Here is a 13,799-nt window from a genome sequence, read left to right on the forward strand (position 1 = left end):
TTCTTGATTACACCAACCTGCGCAGATGCGCAGGTTTTTTTTGCCCGCAATCTGCTGCCGATAACGATCTGATACACAGTTTTCCTGTTATACCGCCAGCGCTTTCTTTATAACTGCTGGCACCAGCCCCTTTCTCTTTATTTTGCGCAGCGGAATGCCATGCCCCGGATTAAAAAACTACTGGGAAAAGACCAGATAAAAGCGCCGTTTAACCCGTTTCGTTTTCGGCTAATCTGCCTGGGCGTTATGACCTGTCTGGTTGTCCTGCTGGCGCGTGTAGCGGACCTGCAGTTCCTGAATCAGCCTATGCTGGAGCACGAAGCGGATCAGCGATCGCTGCGAACCGTCACGCTGCCCACCAGCCGTGGCACCCTGTTGGATCGTAACGGCGAAGCGCTGGCGCTCAGCGTCCCGTCGCGCGACGTCATTGCCGATCCGCAGCGCGTGCTGGAGAGCAACCCCGATTTTACCAGTGCGAAATGGGCCTATCTTGCTGCCGCGCTCAACACCCGTCCCGAAGAGCTGGCGGCGCAGATCACCGCCAATCCGAAACGTCGCTTTCTCTATCTGGGACGTAAAGTGGAGCTGGGCATTGCCAAAGACATTAAAGAGCTGAAGCTGAAAGGCATCAGTGAAGTGTATGACGACAGCCGTTTCTATCCGATGAGCGAAGCTTCAGCGCCGCTGATCGGCATCGTTGGCGCGGATAACGTCGGCCTGAACGGGCTGGAAAAAGGTTTTGATAAGGTGTTGCAGGGCGAGCCGGGCAAAGAGGTCTATCGTCAGGATGCGGCGGGCAATATCATCGCGATGATCAACTACCAGCCGCCGACGCAGCCACCCACCGTTCAGCTCAGCATCGACAAATATGACCAGTACACGCTTTACAGCAAACTGCGCGACGGCGTGCTGATCAACAAGGCGGATTCGGGAGCGGCCGTGCTGGTGAAAATCGACACCGGCGAGATTCTGGCGATGGCCTCCTATCCCTCATTCAACCCCAACAACTATGAAGGGGCTACCCCGGCGCAGATGCGTAACTCGGCCATCAATGACAGCTACGAACCAGGATCGACCGTCAAGCCGCTGGTGGTGATGGAAGCGCTGGAACGCCATCTGGTGCGTGCGGACTCGGTGATCGACACCACGCCTTACAGCGTTAACGGCCATCTGATCCGCGACGTCGGCCACTGGCCGCGTCTCACCATGACCGGCATTCTGCAAAAATCGAGCGACATCGGGGTCTCGCATCTCGCGCTGGCGATGCCCGCCGAAGCGCTGGTGAATACCTATCATGCGTTTGGGCTGGGCAAACCGACCGGATTAGGGCTGACCGGCGAAAGCGTCGGCTACTTCCCGCTGCACCGCGCCCGCTGGGCTGATATTGAGCGGGCGACCTTCTCCTTTGGCTATGGCCTGCGCGTGACGCCGCTGCAGATTGCCCGCGAATACGCCACGCTCGGCGCTTATGGCGTCTACCGTCCGCTGTCGATCACCCGCGTCACGCCACCGGTCATGGGACGGCAGGTCGCTAACCCGGAAACGGTGAGAGAGGTGGTGCATATGCTGGAGAGCGATGTGCTGCCGGGCGGAACCGGGCTGAAAGCCGCGGTGCCGGGCTACCGTCTGGCAACCAAAACCGGTACGGCGGAAAAGATGGGCACCAGCGGTAAGTATGATGGCGGCTACGTCAACTACACCGCCGGTATTGCACCCGCCAGCCATCCTGAAGTGGCGCTGGTGGTGATGATTAACCATCCGACGGCGGGGGATCACTTTGGTGGCTCGGTCGCTGCACCGGTGTTCGGCAATATCATGGGGCCGGTACTGAAGCACATGAACGTTGCGCCGGATGCTATCTATACCAGACCTGCGGCCAATGCTTCGGATAAATCTTAATTAAATCAGTGTGTAAGCGAGGCGTGAAGGATATTCACACCTCGTTGCACTTCCCCGAATTCGGTTGCGTTTTCCTGCTGTCTCCGTGCGGTCAATCAGTGCGAGGATAGCTGTCCCAGAGGTATTGATGGGTGTGAAAACAACACCGCTTCGGCAGTGAGAACCCTGTTATTACACCGACCCACGCAGATGCGTGGGTTTTTTTTTGCCTGTGCGTCGCAGCCTGGCGTTCGCGGTGTAAATCAGCGTTACCCTCTGTCGTCAGACGGTACTGACCGCGCTGCAGCAGGGAGACGATGAACGGGGGAGCTGAATACGTTGCAGGGCGGGATCGCCGCGGCCGGCGGTGGCTGGCAGGCGTCCTGATGCGGCGTCTGTATGGCGATAATTCTATTGTCGAACTGCGTCAAATCCTGCATCGTGAGGGCTATTTTTTACGATGCTAAGGAGCTGGCATGGCTTACACACTTTTACGTCTGATATTCCGACTATTATGGCGGGTCGAATTGCGGGGTGACGTTGCCGAACTGCACAAGCAAAAGGTATTGATCACGCCGAACCATATGTCGTTTCTCGACGGCATATTGCTGGCGTTGTTTTTACCCGTTAAACCGGTATTTGCCATTTATTCGACCATCAGTGAAAGCTGGTTTATGCGTCTGGTTAAACCTTTTATCGACTTCGTGCCGCTGGATCCAACCCGGCCTATGGCGCTGAAGCAGCTGGTACGGCTGATCGACACGGGCCGTCCGGTGGTGATCTTCCCGGAAGGACGGATTACGGTGACCGGCTCGCTGATGAAAATCTACAGCGGGGCGGGCTTTGTCGCGGCACGTTCAGGCGCTAACGTGGTGCCGATGCGCATCGAAGGCGCAGAGTACACGCCGTTCGGCCGTCTGGCGGGCGTGTTTAAACGTCGCCTGTTCCCGCGCATCACCCTGACTATTCTGCCCGCGACCCGCATTCCAATGCCGGAGGCGAAACGGGCGCGTGACCGTCGCGTGCTGGCCGGTGAGCATCTGCATCACGTGATGATGGAAGCGCGCATGGCGGTGCGTCCGCGTGAAACCCTGTTTGAGGCGTTTCTGGCGGCACGGACACGCTATGGCGCGTTTAAGCGCTGCATCGAAGATGTTAATTTCAAACCCGACAGCTATAACGGACTGCTGAAGAAGTCACTGGGCGTGGGCCGCATTCTGGAGCGCTACAGCCAGCCGCGTGAAGTGGTGGGGCTGCTGCTGCCCAATACCACCGTGACGGCGGCAGCGATTTTCGGGGCCACTTTGCGCGGCCGCGTGCCCGCGATGCTCAACTACACCGCAGGCGTGAATGGCATGCAGGCGGCGCTGACCGCCGCGCAGATCAAAACCGTTTTCACGTCGCGGCAGTTCCTGGACAAAGGCAATTTGTGGCATCTGCCGCAGGGGCTGGGCGATGTGCAGTGGATTTATCTTGAAGACCTCAAAGATACCGTCACCGGCAAGGATAAGCTGTGGATCCTCGCCCACCTGCTGATGCCGCATCGCGCCCAGCTGCCCCAGCAGCCGGAAGACGCCGCAATGGTGCTGTTCACCTCCGGATCTGAAGGCAATCCCAAAGGGGTCGTGCACTCACACAAAAGCCTGCTGGCGAACGTTGAACAGATCCGCACCGTGGCGGACTTCACCCCACGCGACCGCTTTATGTCGGCGCTGCCGCTGTTCCATGCGTTTGGCCTGACCGTCGGGCTGTTTACGCCGCTGATGACCGGTGCTCAGGTCTTTCTCTATCCCAGCCCGCTGCACTATCGCATCGTGCCGGAGCTGGTTTATGACCGTAACTGCACCGTGCTGTTTGGCACCTCAACGTTCCTGGGCAACTACGCACGCTTTGCCGCGCCCTATGATTTTGCCCGCCTGCGCTATGTGGTCGCAGGTGCGGAGAAACTGCAGGAGAACACCCGTCAGGTTTATATGGAGAAGTACGGCATTCGCATTCTTGAAGGCTATGGCGTAACCGAGTGCGCGCCGGTGGTGGCAATCAACGTGCCGATGGCGGCGAAGGCACACACGGTAGGACGCATTCTGCCGGGCATGGATTCACGACTGATGTCGGTGCCGGGCATTGAGCAGGGCGGACGACTGCAGCTGCGCGGGCCGAACGTGATGAAAGGCTATCTGCGGGTCGGGAATCCTGGCGTGCTGGAAGTTCCGGTCGCCGACGATGGCGAAGGCAATGCGGAAGCAGGCTGGTATGACACCGGTGATATCGTCAGTTTCGATGAAGGCGGTTTCTGCCAGATTCAGGGGCGTGCCAAACGCTTTGCGAAGATCGCCGGTGAGATGGTGTCGCTGGAGATCGTTGAGCAGATCGCCCTTAAGGCATCGCCAGATAAACAACATGCCGCCTCGCTGCGTCCCGATGGGCAGCGCGGTGAAGCACTGGTGCTGTTTACCACCGACGATGAGCTGACGCGCGACAGACTGCAGAAAGCGGCCCGTGAGCTGGGTGCGCCAGAGCTGGCACTGCCGCGTGACATCCGGGTGATGAAACAGTTGCCGTTGCTGGGCAGCGGGAAACCGGATTACGTCACGCTGAAAAAAATGGCGGAAGAGGAGCAGGCATGAGCCTTGATCGCAATGCGCCCCTCATGTCACGGGGCATGATCGCCGTGATTATCGCCCAGTTCTTTTCGGCTTTTGGCGATAACGCGCTGCTGTTTGCCACGCTGGCCGTGCTGAAAAGTCAGTTCTACCCCGACTGGAGCCAGCCGGTGCTGCAGATGCTGTTTGTTGCCGCCTACATTCTGCTGGCACCGTTTGTGGGGCAGGTGGCGGACAGCATGGCAAAAGGGCGGGTGATGATGCTTGCCAACAGTCTGAAGCTGCTGGGCGCGCTGGTGATCTGCTTTGGCTTCAATCCCTTCCTCGGCTATACCCTGGTGGGGGCGGGCGCAGCGGCCTACTCGCCGGCAAAATATGGCATCCTCGGTGAGATCACCCATGGCGAAAAGCTCGTGAAAGCCAATGGGCTGATGGAGGCCTCCACCATCGCTGCCATTCTGCTTGGCTCGGTGGCGGGCGGTATGCTGGCTGACTGGCATATTCTTGCCGCGCTGGGGATCTGCGCACTGACCTACGGCATCGCGGTCGTCGCGAACCTGTTTATCCCGAAACTGCAGGCGGCTCGTCCGGGTCAGAGCTGGCAGGTCGGCATGATGGTGCGGCGCTTTTTCAAGGCCGCCACGCTGTTGTGGCGTGACGCAGAGACGCGCTTTTCACTGATCGGCACCAGTCTGTTCTGGGGGGCAGGCGTCACGCTGCGTTTCCTGCTGGTACTCTGGGTGCCGGTGGCGCTGGGTATCCATGACAACACCACGCCTACCACCCTGAATGCCATGGTGGCTATTGGCATCGTGATTGGCGCGGGGGCGGCGGCGAAGCTGGTGACGCTGGAGACCGTGCGTCGCTGCATGCCAGCCGGTGTGCTGATTGGCGTCATGGTGGTGGTCTTCGCGCTGCAGCATTCTCTGCTGAATGCGTATCTGGTGCTGATGCTGATTGGTGCGCTGGGCGGTTTCTTTGTGGTGCCGCTGAATGCGCTGTTGCAGGCGCGGGGCAAAGAGAGCGTCGGGTCAGGCAACGCGATTGCGGTGCAGAATCTGGGTGAGAACAGTGCCATGCTGATCATGCTGGGGCTCTACACGCTGGCAATCCGGGCGGGTGCACCGGCGGTAGCGACGGGAGTCGGTTTTGGCGTGCTGTTTGCGCTGGCGATTGCGCTGTTATGGCTGAGGCGACCGGCTAAGCGTTAACGGATTCACCGCCTCTTTCCGGTGACACGGAGAGAGGCGGCCTGAGTCTTAGCGACGAACGGCAATCGCTTCGATTTCGATTTTCACATCTTTTGGCAGACGCGCCACTTCGACACAGGAACGCGCCGGGAAGTGCGCCTCATGCTCGGTGAAAAACGCCTCATAAGTGGCGTTGACCGTGGCAAAATCATTTAAGTCCTTCACGAACACCGTGGTCTTCACGATGTCGCCGACCTTCAGACCCGCCGCTTCAACAATCGCCTTCACATTTTCCAGCGACTGACGCGCCTGTGCGGCAATGTCATCCGCCACCTGGCCGGTCGCCGGATCCACCGGGATCTGACCCGAGGTAAAGATCATGTTGCCCAGATCGACACCCTGAACATAGGGACCGATAGCGGCAGGGGCTTTTTCAGTACTGATTTCACGAGACATCATGACTCCTTTGATTATTCGTCAGGCGGCGATGCCGCCGGTGCTGCCCATTATAAGGTCGGGCAGGGCGATTACCAGTGACCCAGTACCACATGGCGGGCGAACTCTTTCTCGCAGTATTTGCACTTCAGATGCACATCGTCGGCACGCTGTTTCACGGCAAAGCTGGAGAAGACCGGCTCGCTGCGGCTGATGCAGTTGCTGTTGGGGCAGGTCAGCACCCGTTCAACATGATCCGGCAGCGTCGGGGCGATCTTCGCCACCACTTCATAGTCGTCGATGCGGTTAACGGTGGCGTGGGGCGCATAGACCGCCAGCTGATTCACCTGATCGTCGGTGAGAAAGGTGTTCTCAATTTTGATCAAATCTTTGCGGCCCATCTCGCCCGACGGCAGATTCAGACCAATGGTAATGCGCTGATCGGTTTCGGTCAGCCGGAACAGGGAGAGCAGTTTAAAGCCGATCTGCGCCGGAATGTGGTCGATGACCGTGCCGCGTTTGATCGCTTCGACCTGCAATTTATTGTCCTGCGTCATGGGGGATTCTCCTTACAGGGCGAGTTCGCTGTTTAACACCAGTGCCAGCAGAGCCTGGCGCGCATAGATGCCGTTCCCCGCCTGCTGGAAATACCAGGCGTAAGGGGTGTTATCGACATCGGTCGTGATCTCGTCGATGCGCGGCAGTGGGTGCAGCACTTTCATATTGTCCCGTGCCGTATTGAGATCGGCAGCGCGCAGAATGAACTGTGCTTTGACGTTGGCATATTCTGACGGATCGAGCCGCTCTTTCTGCACCCGCGTCATGTAGAGGATGTCGAGCTGCGGCATCACCTCTTCAAAGCTGTCGTGACGTGACCAGGCGATATTCTTCTCATCCAGCATGTCGGTGATATAGGCTGGCATCGCCAGCGCATCGGGTGCGATAAAGAAGAATCGGTTGCCATCAAACTTCGCCAGCGCCTGCGTCAGGGAGTGTACGGTGCGACCGTACTTCAGGTCGCCGACCATCGCCACATTCAGCTGATTAAGGCGGCTCTGCGTCTCCTGAATGGTGAAGAGATCGAGCAGCGTCTGGGTCGGATGCTGGTTCGCCCCGTCACCGGCGTTGAGAATCGGGATACCGCCGGAGAACTCCGTCGCCAGGCGCGCTGCGCCTTCCTGCGGATGGCGCATCACAATCGCATCGACATAGGTGCTGATCACTGAAATGGTGTCGGCCAGGGTTTCGCCTTTTTTACCGAGCGACGTGTTACTGCCGTCCGCAAAGCCCACCGCTGAAGCGCCAAGACGATGGATCGCGGTTTCAAACGACAGGCGGGTACGGGTCGAGGCCTCAAAGAAGCAGCTGGCGATGACCTTGTGCTTCAGCAGTTCCGGCTGCGGGCTGGCTTTAAGCTTTGCAGCGGTGTGCAGCGCCAGTTCCAGCTCTTCACGACTGAGGTCGTTGATTGAAATAATGTGCTTGCGATATAGCGGGTTAGGCATTGCTGTCTCCTCTGCGCGGCCGGATTGCGGACAAAAAAAAGCCCCTGCTTAAGGGGCTTTTTTATGATCGGGTCGATGACCGAAAGAAACAGCAGCGCCGCCTGCGGTCAGGCGTGATTGAGCGTCAAATTGTCCGCTGTGCTGTCGCATATTTCCTCCGGCAAATTGGGCCGCATTATACCCGTTCGCGGTGGGTCAGCAAGAGGAAAACGTTTGCGGCTCTGTGGCCGACAGGGGCGCATAAGAGGTCAGACGGGTGCGCTGCTCAGCGTCGACAGACGTTGTTCAGCGTCCTTAGCCCGCCTGACACCCACCAGTCAGCGCTGGCCGAGCGTGGCGACCATCACCGCTTTAATGGTGTGCATCCGGTTCTCAGCCTGATCGAACACGATGCTGTGCGGCGACTCAAACACCTCATTGCTCACTTCCATGCCGTTGGGCAAATCATACTGCTCCGCCATCTGCTGGCCCAGCGTGGTCTGATCGTCGTGGAAGGCGGGCAGGCAGTGCAGGAATTTAACCTGCGGGTTGCCGGTCAGATCGAGCATGGACCGGTTAACCTGATAGTCACGCAGCAGGGCGATACGCTCAGCCCAGACCTCTTTGGCTTCACCCATCGACACCCAGACGTCGGTGTAGATAAAGTCAGCGCCTTTCACGCCATCAGCAATATTGTCGGTGAGGGTAATTTTCCCGCCGGTCTGCTGCGCAGCGGCGCGGCACTGCGCCACCAGTTCGTCCTCTGGCCAGCAGCTTTTCGGGGCGACCAGACGCAGATCCAGACCGACCTGTGCGGCGGCTTCCAGCATGGTGTTACCCATGTTGTTGCGCGCATCACCCACATAGACCAGCGTCATTTCACTGAGTTTTTTGCCCGGCAGATGCTCCTGCATGGTCAGCAGATCGGCCAGCAGCTGGGTTGGGTGAAATTCGGTGGTCAGGCCATTCCACACCGGCACACCGGCATGTTCCGCCAGCGTGTCCACCAGTGCCTGACCGTAACCGCGATACTGAATGCCATCGTACATCCGGCCCAGCACCCGCGCGGTGTCGCGCATCGACTCTTTATGGCCGATCTGACTGCCACTCGGGCCAAGATAGGTGACGTTCGCACCCTGATCGTAAGCGGCAACTTCGAAAGAGCATCGGGTACGGGTCGAGTCTTTTTCGAAGATGAGCGCGATGTTTTTGCCCTTCAGATACTGCACTTCGCTGGCGCTCTTTTTCGCCTTTTTTAATTCAGCAGAAAGGGAGAGCAGGTGCCCAATTTCGGCGGGGGTAAAATCCAGAAGCCTGAGGAAATGGCGCTGATACAGCTGACTCATACAACACTCCGGTAATCATTAAAGTGAATTAAAATTCAATCTAACCGTATGAATATGCATTTTCAAGTGTGAGGCTAATAAACTTTTCGTTTTGTGTAGTGGCGCGACAGGCAGTGTGGGAAAATAATTGCTTATTGCCGAACTCAGAGAGGACATTGTCATGGCATATGAAGCATTACTGGAAGAGCAGCAGGAAGAGACACGGCAGATTATTGAAGAGCTGCTGGAGGATGGCAGCGATCCTGATGCGCTCTATACCATCGAGCATCATCTCTCATGCAATAATTTTGATTCACTGGAAAAAGCCGCTGTTGATGCGTTCAAGCTGGGTTATGAAGTGACCGAGCCGGAAGAGCTGGAACTGGAAGATGGCACCACCGTGATGTGTGTCGACATCATCAGCGAATCTGCGCTGAAGCCTGAACTGATCGATGCGCAGGTGGAGCAACTGGTGAACCTGATTGGTAAGTACAACGTCGACTACGACGGCTGGGGCACCTATTTTGAAGATCCCGATGCTGAAGATGAAGACGAAGATGACGACGCCATCGACGATGAAGATGATGATGGTATTCGCCACTAATTAGCCGGGGCGGAGAGTTCTCCGCCTGTCACTTCTGCCACACCTGTTCTGACATCATGAATTACGCATCGTTACTCGAACCGATCTATCAGTTTCTGCATTGCCGCACGCCACAGGCCTGGATTGATGAGGCGCGCAAGCCGGAAAACCTGACTCTGCTGTTAACCGACCATCTGGTGTGTGAGCTGAAAGCCGCACAGACCGCAGTATGGTTGATCCGCAAATATGTTGCCGACAAACCCAGCGGCGACGCCATTCTGGCGTGGCTGAAACCCTATGAAGATTTTATCTTCCGCGAAGATGGCGACAGCGACTTTATTAACGCCCATAAGAATCTGACGAAACGCATCATTGTGCGCAATGCGCTGCCGTGGGCGGATGAGCTGGTAGAGAAGATGGTGCTGTTGATTAAAGAGGAGCTGCATCACTTCTATCAGGTGTGGGAAATTATGCAGTCGCGCGGGCTGGTCTATCAGAAGATCACCTCCAGCCGCTATGCAAAATCCCTGCTGCGTGAAGTCACCACCCATGAGCCGGAAACGCTGGTCGATAAGCTGATTTGTGGCGCTTACATTGAGGCGCGATCCTGTGAGCGCTTCGCCAGTCTGGCCCCCTGGCTGGACGACGAGCTGGCGAAGTTCTACCTTTCGCTGCTGCGCTCCGAGGCGCGGCATTATCAGGACTATCTGACGCTGGCCGCGCAGATCGCCGGTAAAGATATCGCACCACGGGTGCAGGCGATTGGGGCCACAGAAGGGCGGTTAATCAGTGAGCCCGACAACGAATTACGCTTTCACAGCGGCGTGCCGGCATTCTGATTCAGCCCCGTCTTTCACAGCTGTTTCAGCATCCGCACTTCGCAATCTACGTGGCCGGTACAGCCCATCGCACTGTCGATATGCGCAAAGCCCAGTGACTCATAGAGTCTGATGGCCCGCGTCAGGCTGGCCGTGGTTTCCAGATAGCAGCGGCGGAAGCCGTGGCTGCGTGCATGTTCCATCGCCCGCAGCGCCAGTTCGCGCGCCAGACCCAGACCGCGCACTGTGGGCAGAAAGTACATCTTTTGCAGTTCACAGATATCGGGTGCGCTGCACGCCAGAGGTGCAACCCCGCCGCCGCCCACGACGCTGCCCTGATACTCAACGATCCAGTAGGCACTCTGTTCGGCACTGTAAAGTTCAAACAGCTGGTCGAGCTGGGGATCGGAGACGGTATAGCCCTTGTCAGCCGTCAGGCCAAACTCCGCAGAAACGTCACGGATCACCTGGGCAATATGCGGATTATCGGCGGCAGTAATCGGCCGCACCTGGAGGTCAACACGCGGGATGGTACGGGTCGTCATCATCTCTTCCGGATTTGTACGAGGTCAATAAAAAAGCCGGGCAAGCCCGGCTTTATGAATAAGCTGTCAGCTAAGACGCTTACAATGCCGCAATGACCGCCTGCTGTTCAATCAGTTTTGCTTTTGATTGTTGCAGTTCTGCCACGCGTTCGCGCTCTTTCGCGACGACCGCTTCCGGGGCGCGTGAAACAAAGCCTTCGTTCGCCAGCTTGGTCTCGATCTTCTCGATTTCCACATCCAGCTTAACCAGCTCTTTCGCCAGACGCTCCAGCTCAGCGGTTTTGTCGACCAGATCCGCCATCGGGATCAGCAGCTCTGCGCCTTCCACAATTTTGGTCACGGAAACCGGGCCTTTCTCACCCGCAGGCAGAATGGTCAGGCTTTGCAGACGTGCCAGGCGCGACAGGAAGTTACGGTTCTCCTCAACGCGGCGCTGGGCAGCCGGTGAGCAGTCACGCAGCAGCACATCCAGCGGCTTGCTCGGCGCAATGTTCATTTCCGCACGGATATTACGAACGGCAACAATCGCCTGCTTCATCCACTCGATGTCCGCTTTCGCCGCGACATCTTCTTTCGCAGCATCAAACTGCGGGAACGGCTGCAGCATGATGGTGTCATCGCTGATGTTTTTCAGGCCTTTCACGCGCTGCCAGATGGTTTCAGTGATAAACGGAATGATGGGGTGTGCAAGACGCAGCAGCGCTTCCAGCACGTGAACCAGCGTATGGCGGGTACCGCGCAGTTCAGATTCACTGCCGCTGTTCATCACCGGCTTGGTCAGCTCCAGATACCAGTCGCAGAACTGGTTCCAGGTGAAGTCATACAGAATGTTCGCCGCGATATCGAAACGATAGCTGTCCAGCGCTTCACGGTAGGCTTTCACCGTGTGATTGAACTCGGTCAGGATCCAGCGATCCGCCAGCGACAGCGTCATTTCGCCGCCATTCTGTCCGCAATCCTGATCTTCGGTGTTCATCAGCACGAAGCGGCTGGCGTTCCACAGCTTATTACAGAAGTTGCGATACCCTTCCAGGCGCTTCATATCCCAGTTGATGTCGCGGCCGGTTGAAGCCAGTGCGGCCAGGGTGAAACGCAGCGCATCGGTGCCCGATGGCTCGATGCCGTCCGGGAACTGCTTCTCGGTACGTTTGCGGATTTTCTCTGCCAGCTGTGGCTGCATCATGTTGCCGGTACGTTTTTCCAGCAGCGCTTCCAGCGAAATGCCGTCGACCATATCCAGCGGGTCAATCACGTTGCCCTTGGATTTCGACATCTTCTGACCCTCTTCATCACGGATCAGACCGGTCATGTAGACGGTTTTAAACGGCACCTGCGGTTTGCCGTTTTCATCTTTGATGAAGTGCATGGTCAGCATGATCATGCGGGCAATCCAGAAGAAGATGATGTCGAAGCCGCTGACCAGCACGCTGGTCGGATGGAAAGTGCGCAGCGCTTCGGTGTTTTCCGGCCAGCCCAGGGTGGAGAAGGTCCACAGACCTGAGGAGAACCAGGTGTCCAGCACGTCATCATCCTGACGAAGCGCCACGTCGGCGGCCAGGTTGTTCTCGGCGCGGACTTCATCTTCGGTGCGGCCAACGTAGACGTTACCGTTGTTGTCATACCACGCCGGGATGCGGTGACCCCACCAGAGCTGACGGGAAATACACCAGTCCTGGATATCGCGCATCCAGGAGAAGTACATGTTTTCGTACTGCTTCGGCACGAACTGGATGTCACCATTCTCAACGGCTTCAACCGCCACTTTCGCCAGCGGGGCGGTGCGCACATACCACTGGTCGGTCAGCATCGGCTCGATAACAACACCGCCACGGTCGCCGTAAGGCACGGTCAGGTCGTGAGGTTTGATCTCTTCAAGCAGGCCCAGCTCATCGACAGCGGCGACAATGGCTTTACGCGCTGCGAAGCGTTCCATGTTCTGGAAAGCCGCCGGGATCTCATCCGAACAGGCATCGCTGGCTTCGCCGTTGGTGTCATACACCTGAGCGCGGTCGCGGATGTCACCGTCGAAGGTCAGAATGTTGATCATTGGCAGCTTGTGACGACGACCGACTTCATAGTCGTTGAAGTCATGAGCGGGGGTGATCTTGACGCAGCCGGTGCCTTTTTCCATGTCGGCGTGTTCGTCGCCCACGACAGGAATCAGGCGGCCAACCAGCGGCAGCATCACAAATTTGCCGATCAGATCTTTGTAGCGGGGATCGTCCGGGTTAACCGCCACGCCGGTATCGCCCAGCAGGGTTTCCGGGCGGGTGGTGGCAACAACCAGGTAATCTTTACCGTCGGCCGTTTTTGCGCCGTCCGCCAGCGGATAGCGGATATGCCACATAGAGCCTTTGCTCTCGCGGTTTTCCACTTCCAGATCGGAGATCGCCGTGCGCAGCTTAGGGTCCCAGTTCACCAGGCGTTTGCCACGGTAGATCAGGTTCTCTTTATAGAGGCGAACAAAGACTTCTTTAACGGCGTTGGACAGGCCTTCGTCCATCGTGAAGCGCTCGCGCTCCCAGTCGACGGAGTTGCCCAGACGGCGCATCTGGCGGGTAATGGTGCCGCCGGACTCAGCTTTCCATTGCCAGATTTTGTCGATGAACGCATCGCGGCCATAGTCCTGGCGCGTTTTGCCCTCTTCAGCCGCAATTTTGCGCTCAACCACCATCTGCGTGGCGATGCCCGCGTGGTCGGTACCGGCCTGCCACAGGGTATTTTTCCCCTGCATGCGCTGGTAACGGATCATGGTGTCCATGATGGTTTGCTGGAAGGCGTGACCCATGTGCAAGCTACCGGTGACGTTCGGCGGCGGGATCATGATGCAAAAGCTTTCCTGGCTGGTGTCGCCATTCGGTTTGAAGTAGCCCTGCTTTTCCCAATGCTCGTAAAGCGGCTGCTCGATATCTTGCGGGTTATATGTCTTTTCCATTTC

Annotated in this window: 11 protein-coding genes; 5 read left to right on the top strand and 6 right to left on the bottom strand. The window is 57.6% G+C overall.

The annotated features are described in order from the left end of the window. Positions 1–159 precede the first annotated feature (159 nt). The 3 genes from N5J69_RS11490 (at position 160) to lplT (ending at position 5,692) form a co-directional block, all read left to right on the top strand. Positions 160–1,899: a penicillin-binding transpeptidase domain-containing protein gene (locus N5J69_RS11490; protein ID WP_279770397.1), complete on the top strand. Its 1,740-nt coding sequence runs from the start codon at positions 160–162 to the stop codon at positions 1,897–1,899. A gap of 455 nt (positions 1,900–2,354) precedes the next feature. After that, complete coding sequence (gene aas / locus N5J69_RS11495; RefSeq protein ID WP_279770399.1) at positions 2,355–4,505, top strand: bifunctional acyl-ACP--phospholipid O-acyltransferase/long-chain-fatty-acid--ACP ligase; 2,151 nt, start codon at positions 2,355–2,357, stop codon at positions 4,503–4,505. Continuing rightward, positions 4,502–5,692: a lysophospholipid transporter LplT gene (gene lplT, locus N5J69_RS11500; protein ID WP_279770401.1), complete on the top strand. Its 1,191-nt coding sequence runs from the start codon at positions 4,502–4,504 to the stop codon at positions 5,690–5,692. Before aas ends, lplT begins: the two co-directional genes overlap by 4 nt. 48 nt (positions 5,693–5,740) lie before the next feature. Here the strand turns inward: lplT and ridA are convergent, their stop codons facing one another. The 4 genes from ridA to argF all read right to left on the bottom strand — a co-directional run bounded on the left by ridA (position 5,741) and on the right by argF (position 8,936). Then, on the bottom strand, positions 5,741–6,127 hold the full coding sequence (gene ridA / locus N5J69_RS11505) for a 2-iminobutanoate/2-iminopropanoate deaminase (protein ID WP_279770403.1): 387 nt from the start codon (positions 6,125–6,127) through the stop codon (positions 5,741–5,743). A 71-nt stretch (positions 6,128–6,198) separates the two neighbouring features. Next, a complete protein-coding gene (gene pyrI / locus N5J69_RS11510; RefSeq protein ID WP_010251684.1) occupies positions 6,199–6,663 on the bottom strand; it encodes an aspartate carbamoyltransferase regulatory subunit in 465 nt (154 codons plus the stop codon). 12 nt (positions 6,664–6,675) lie between these two features. Further along, positions 6,676–7,611, bottom strand: coding sequence for an aspartate carbamoyltransferase (gene pyrB / locus N5J69_RS11515; RefSeq protein WP_279770405.1), 936 nt, complete (start codon positions 7,609–7,611; stop codon positions 6,676–6,678). Positions 7,612–7,928: 317 nt separating this feature from the next. Then, on the bottom strand, positions 7,929–8,936 hold the full coding sequence (gene argF / locus N5J69_RS11520; RefSeq protein ID WP_279770407.1) for an ornithine carbamoyltransferase: 1,008 nt from the start codon (positions 8,934–8,936) through the stop codon (positions 7,929–7,931). 160 nt (positions 8,937–9,096) lie between these two features. Between argF and rraB the strand changes: the two genes are divergently transcribed. Next, entirely contained in the window at positions 9,097–9,519 is a 423-nt protein-coding gene (gene rraB / locus N5J69_RS11525; protein ID WP_279770409.1) for a ribonuclease E inhibitor RraB, read from the top strand. Positions 9,520–9,575: 56 nt separating this feature from the next. After that, positions 9,576–10,337, top strand: a complete 762-nt coding sequence (gene miaE, locus N5J69_RS11530; protein WP_279770411.1) for a tRNA isopentenyl-2-thiomethyl-A-37 hydroxylase MiaE — start codon at positions 9,576–9,578, stop codon at positions 10,335–10,337. Positions 10,338–10,351: 14 nt separating this feature from the next. On the opposite strand, the gene N5J69_RS11535 is transcribed toward miaE, so the two are convergent. Both N5J69_RS11535 and N5J69_RS11540 read right to left on the bottom strand, forming a co-directional pair. Beyond that, entirely contained in the window at positions 10,352–10,864 is a 513-nt protein-coding gene (locus tag N5J69_RS11535) for a GNAT family N-acetyltransferase (RefSeq protein ID WP_279770413.1), read from the bottom strand. Between the two features lie 76 nt (positions 10,865–10,940). Then, on the bottom strand, positions 10,941–13,796 hold the full coding sequence (locus N5J69_RS11540) for a valine--tRNA ligase (RefSeq protein WP_279770415.1): 2,856 nt from the start codon (positions 13,794–13,796) through the stop codon (positions 10,941–10,943). Between the last annotated feature and the right edge of the window lie 3 nt (positions 13,797–13,799).

Origin of the sequence: Pantoea sp. GD03673, from assembly GCF_029844725.1 — a bacterium.
Lineage (GTDB): Bacteria > Pseudomonadota > Gammaproteobacteria > Enterobacterales > Enterobacteriaceae > Pantoea.

Bases quoted from the DNA above. Each gene is read 5' to 3' on its own strand.
- N5J69_RS11490 (WP_279770397.1), top strand. From the start codon at position 160: ATGCCCCGGATTAAAAAACTACTGGGAAAAGACCAGATAAAAGCGCCG.
- aas (WP_279770399.1), top strand. From the start codon at position 2,355: ATGGCTTACACACTTTTACGTCTGATATTCCGACTATTATGGCGGGTC.
- lplT (WP_279770401.1), top strand. From the start codon at position 4,502: ATGAGCCTTGATCGCAATGCGCCCCTCATGTCACGGGGCATGATCGCC.
- ridA (WP_279770403.1), bottom strand. From the start codon at position 6,127: ATGTCTCGTGAAATCAGTACTGAAAAAGCCCCTGCCGCTATCGGTCCC.
- pyrI (WP_010251684.1), bottom strand. From the start codon at position 6,663: ATGACGCAGGACAATAAATTGCAGGTCGAAGCGATCAAACGCGGCACG.
- pyrB (WP_279770405.1), bottom strand. From the start codon at position 7,611: ATGCCTAACCCGCTATATCGCAAGCACATTATTTCAATCAACGACCTC.
- argF (WP_279770407.1), bottom strand. From the start codon at position 8,936: ATGAGTCAGCTGTATCAGCGCCATTTCCTCAGGCTTCTGGATTTTACC.
- rraB (WP_279770409.1), top strand. From the start codon at position 9,097: ATGGCATATGAAGCATTACTGGAAGAGCAGCAGGAAGAGACACGGCAG.
- miaE (WP_279770411.1), top strand. From the start codon at position 9,576: ATGAATTACGCATCGTTACTCGAACCGATCTATCAGTTTCTGCATTGC.
- N5J69_RS11535 (WP_279770413.1), bottom strand. From the start codon at position 10,864: ATGATGACGACCCGTACCATCCCGCGTGTTGACCTCCAGGTGCGGCCG.
- N5J69_RS11540 (WP_279770415.1), bottom strand. From the start codon at position 13,796: ATGGAAAAGACATATAACCCGCAAGATATCGAGCAGCCGCTTTACGAG.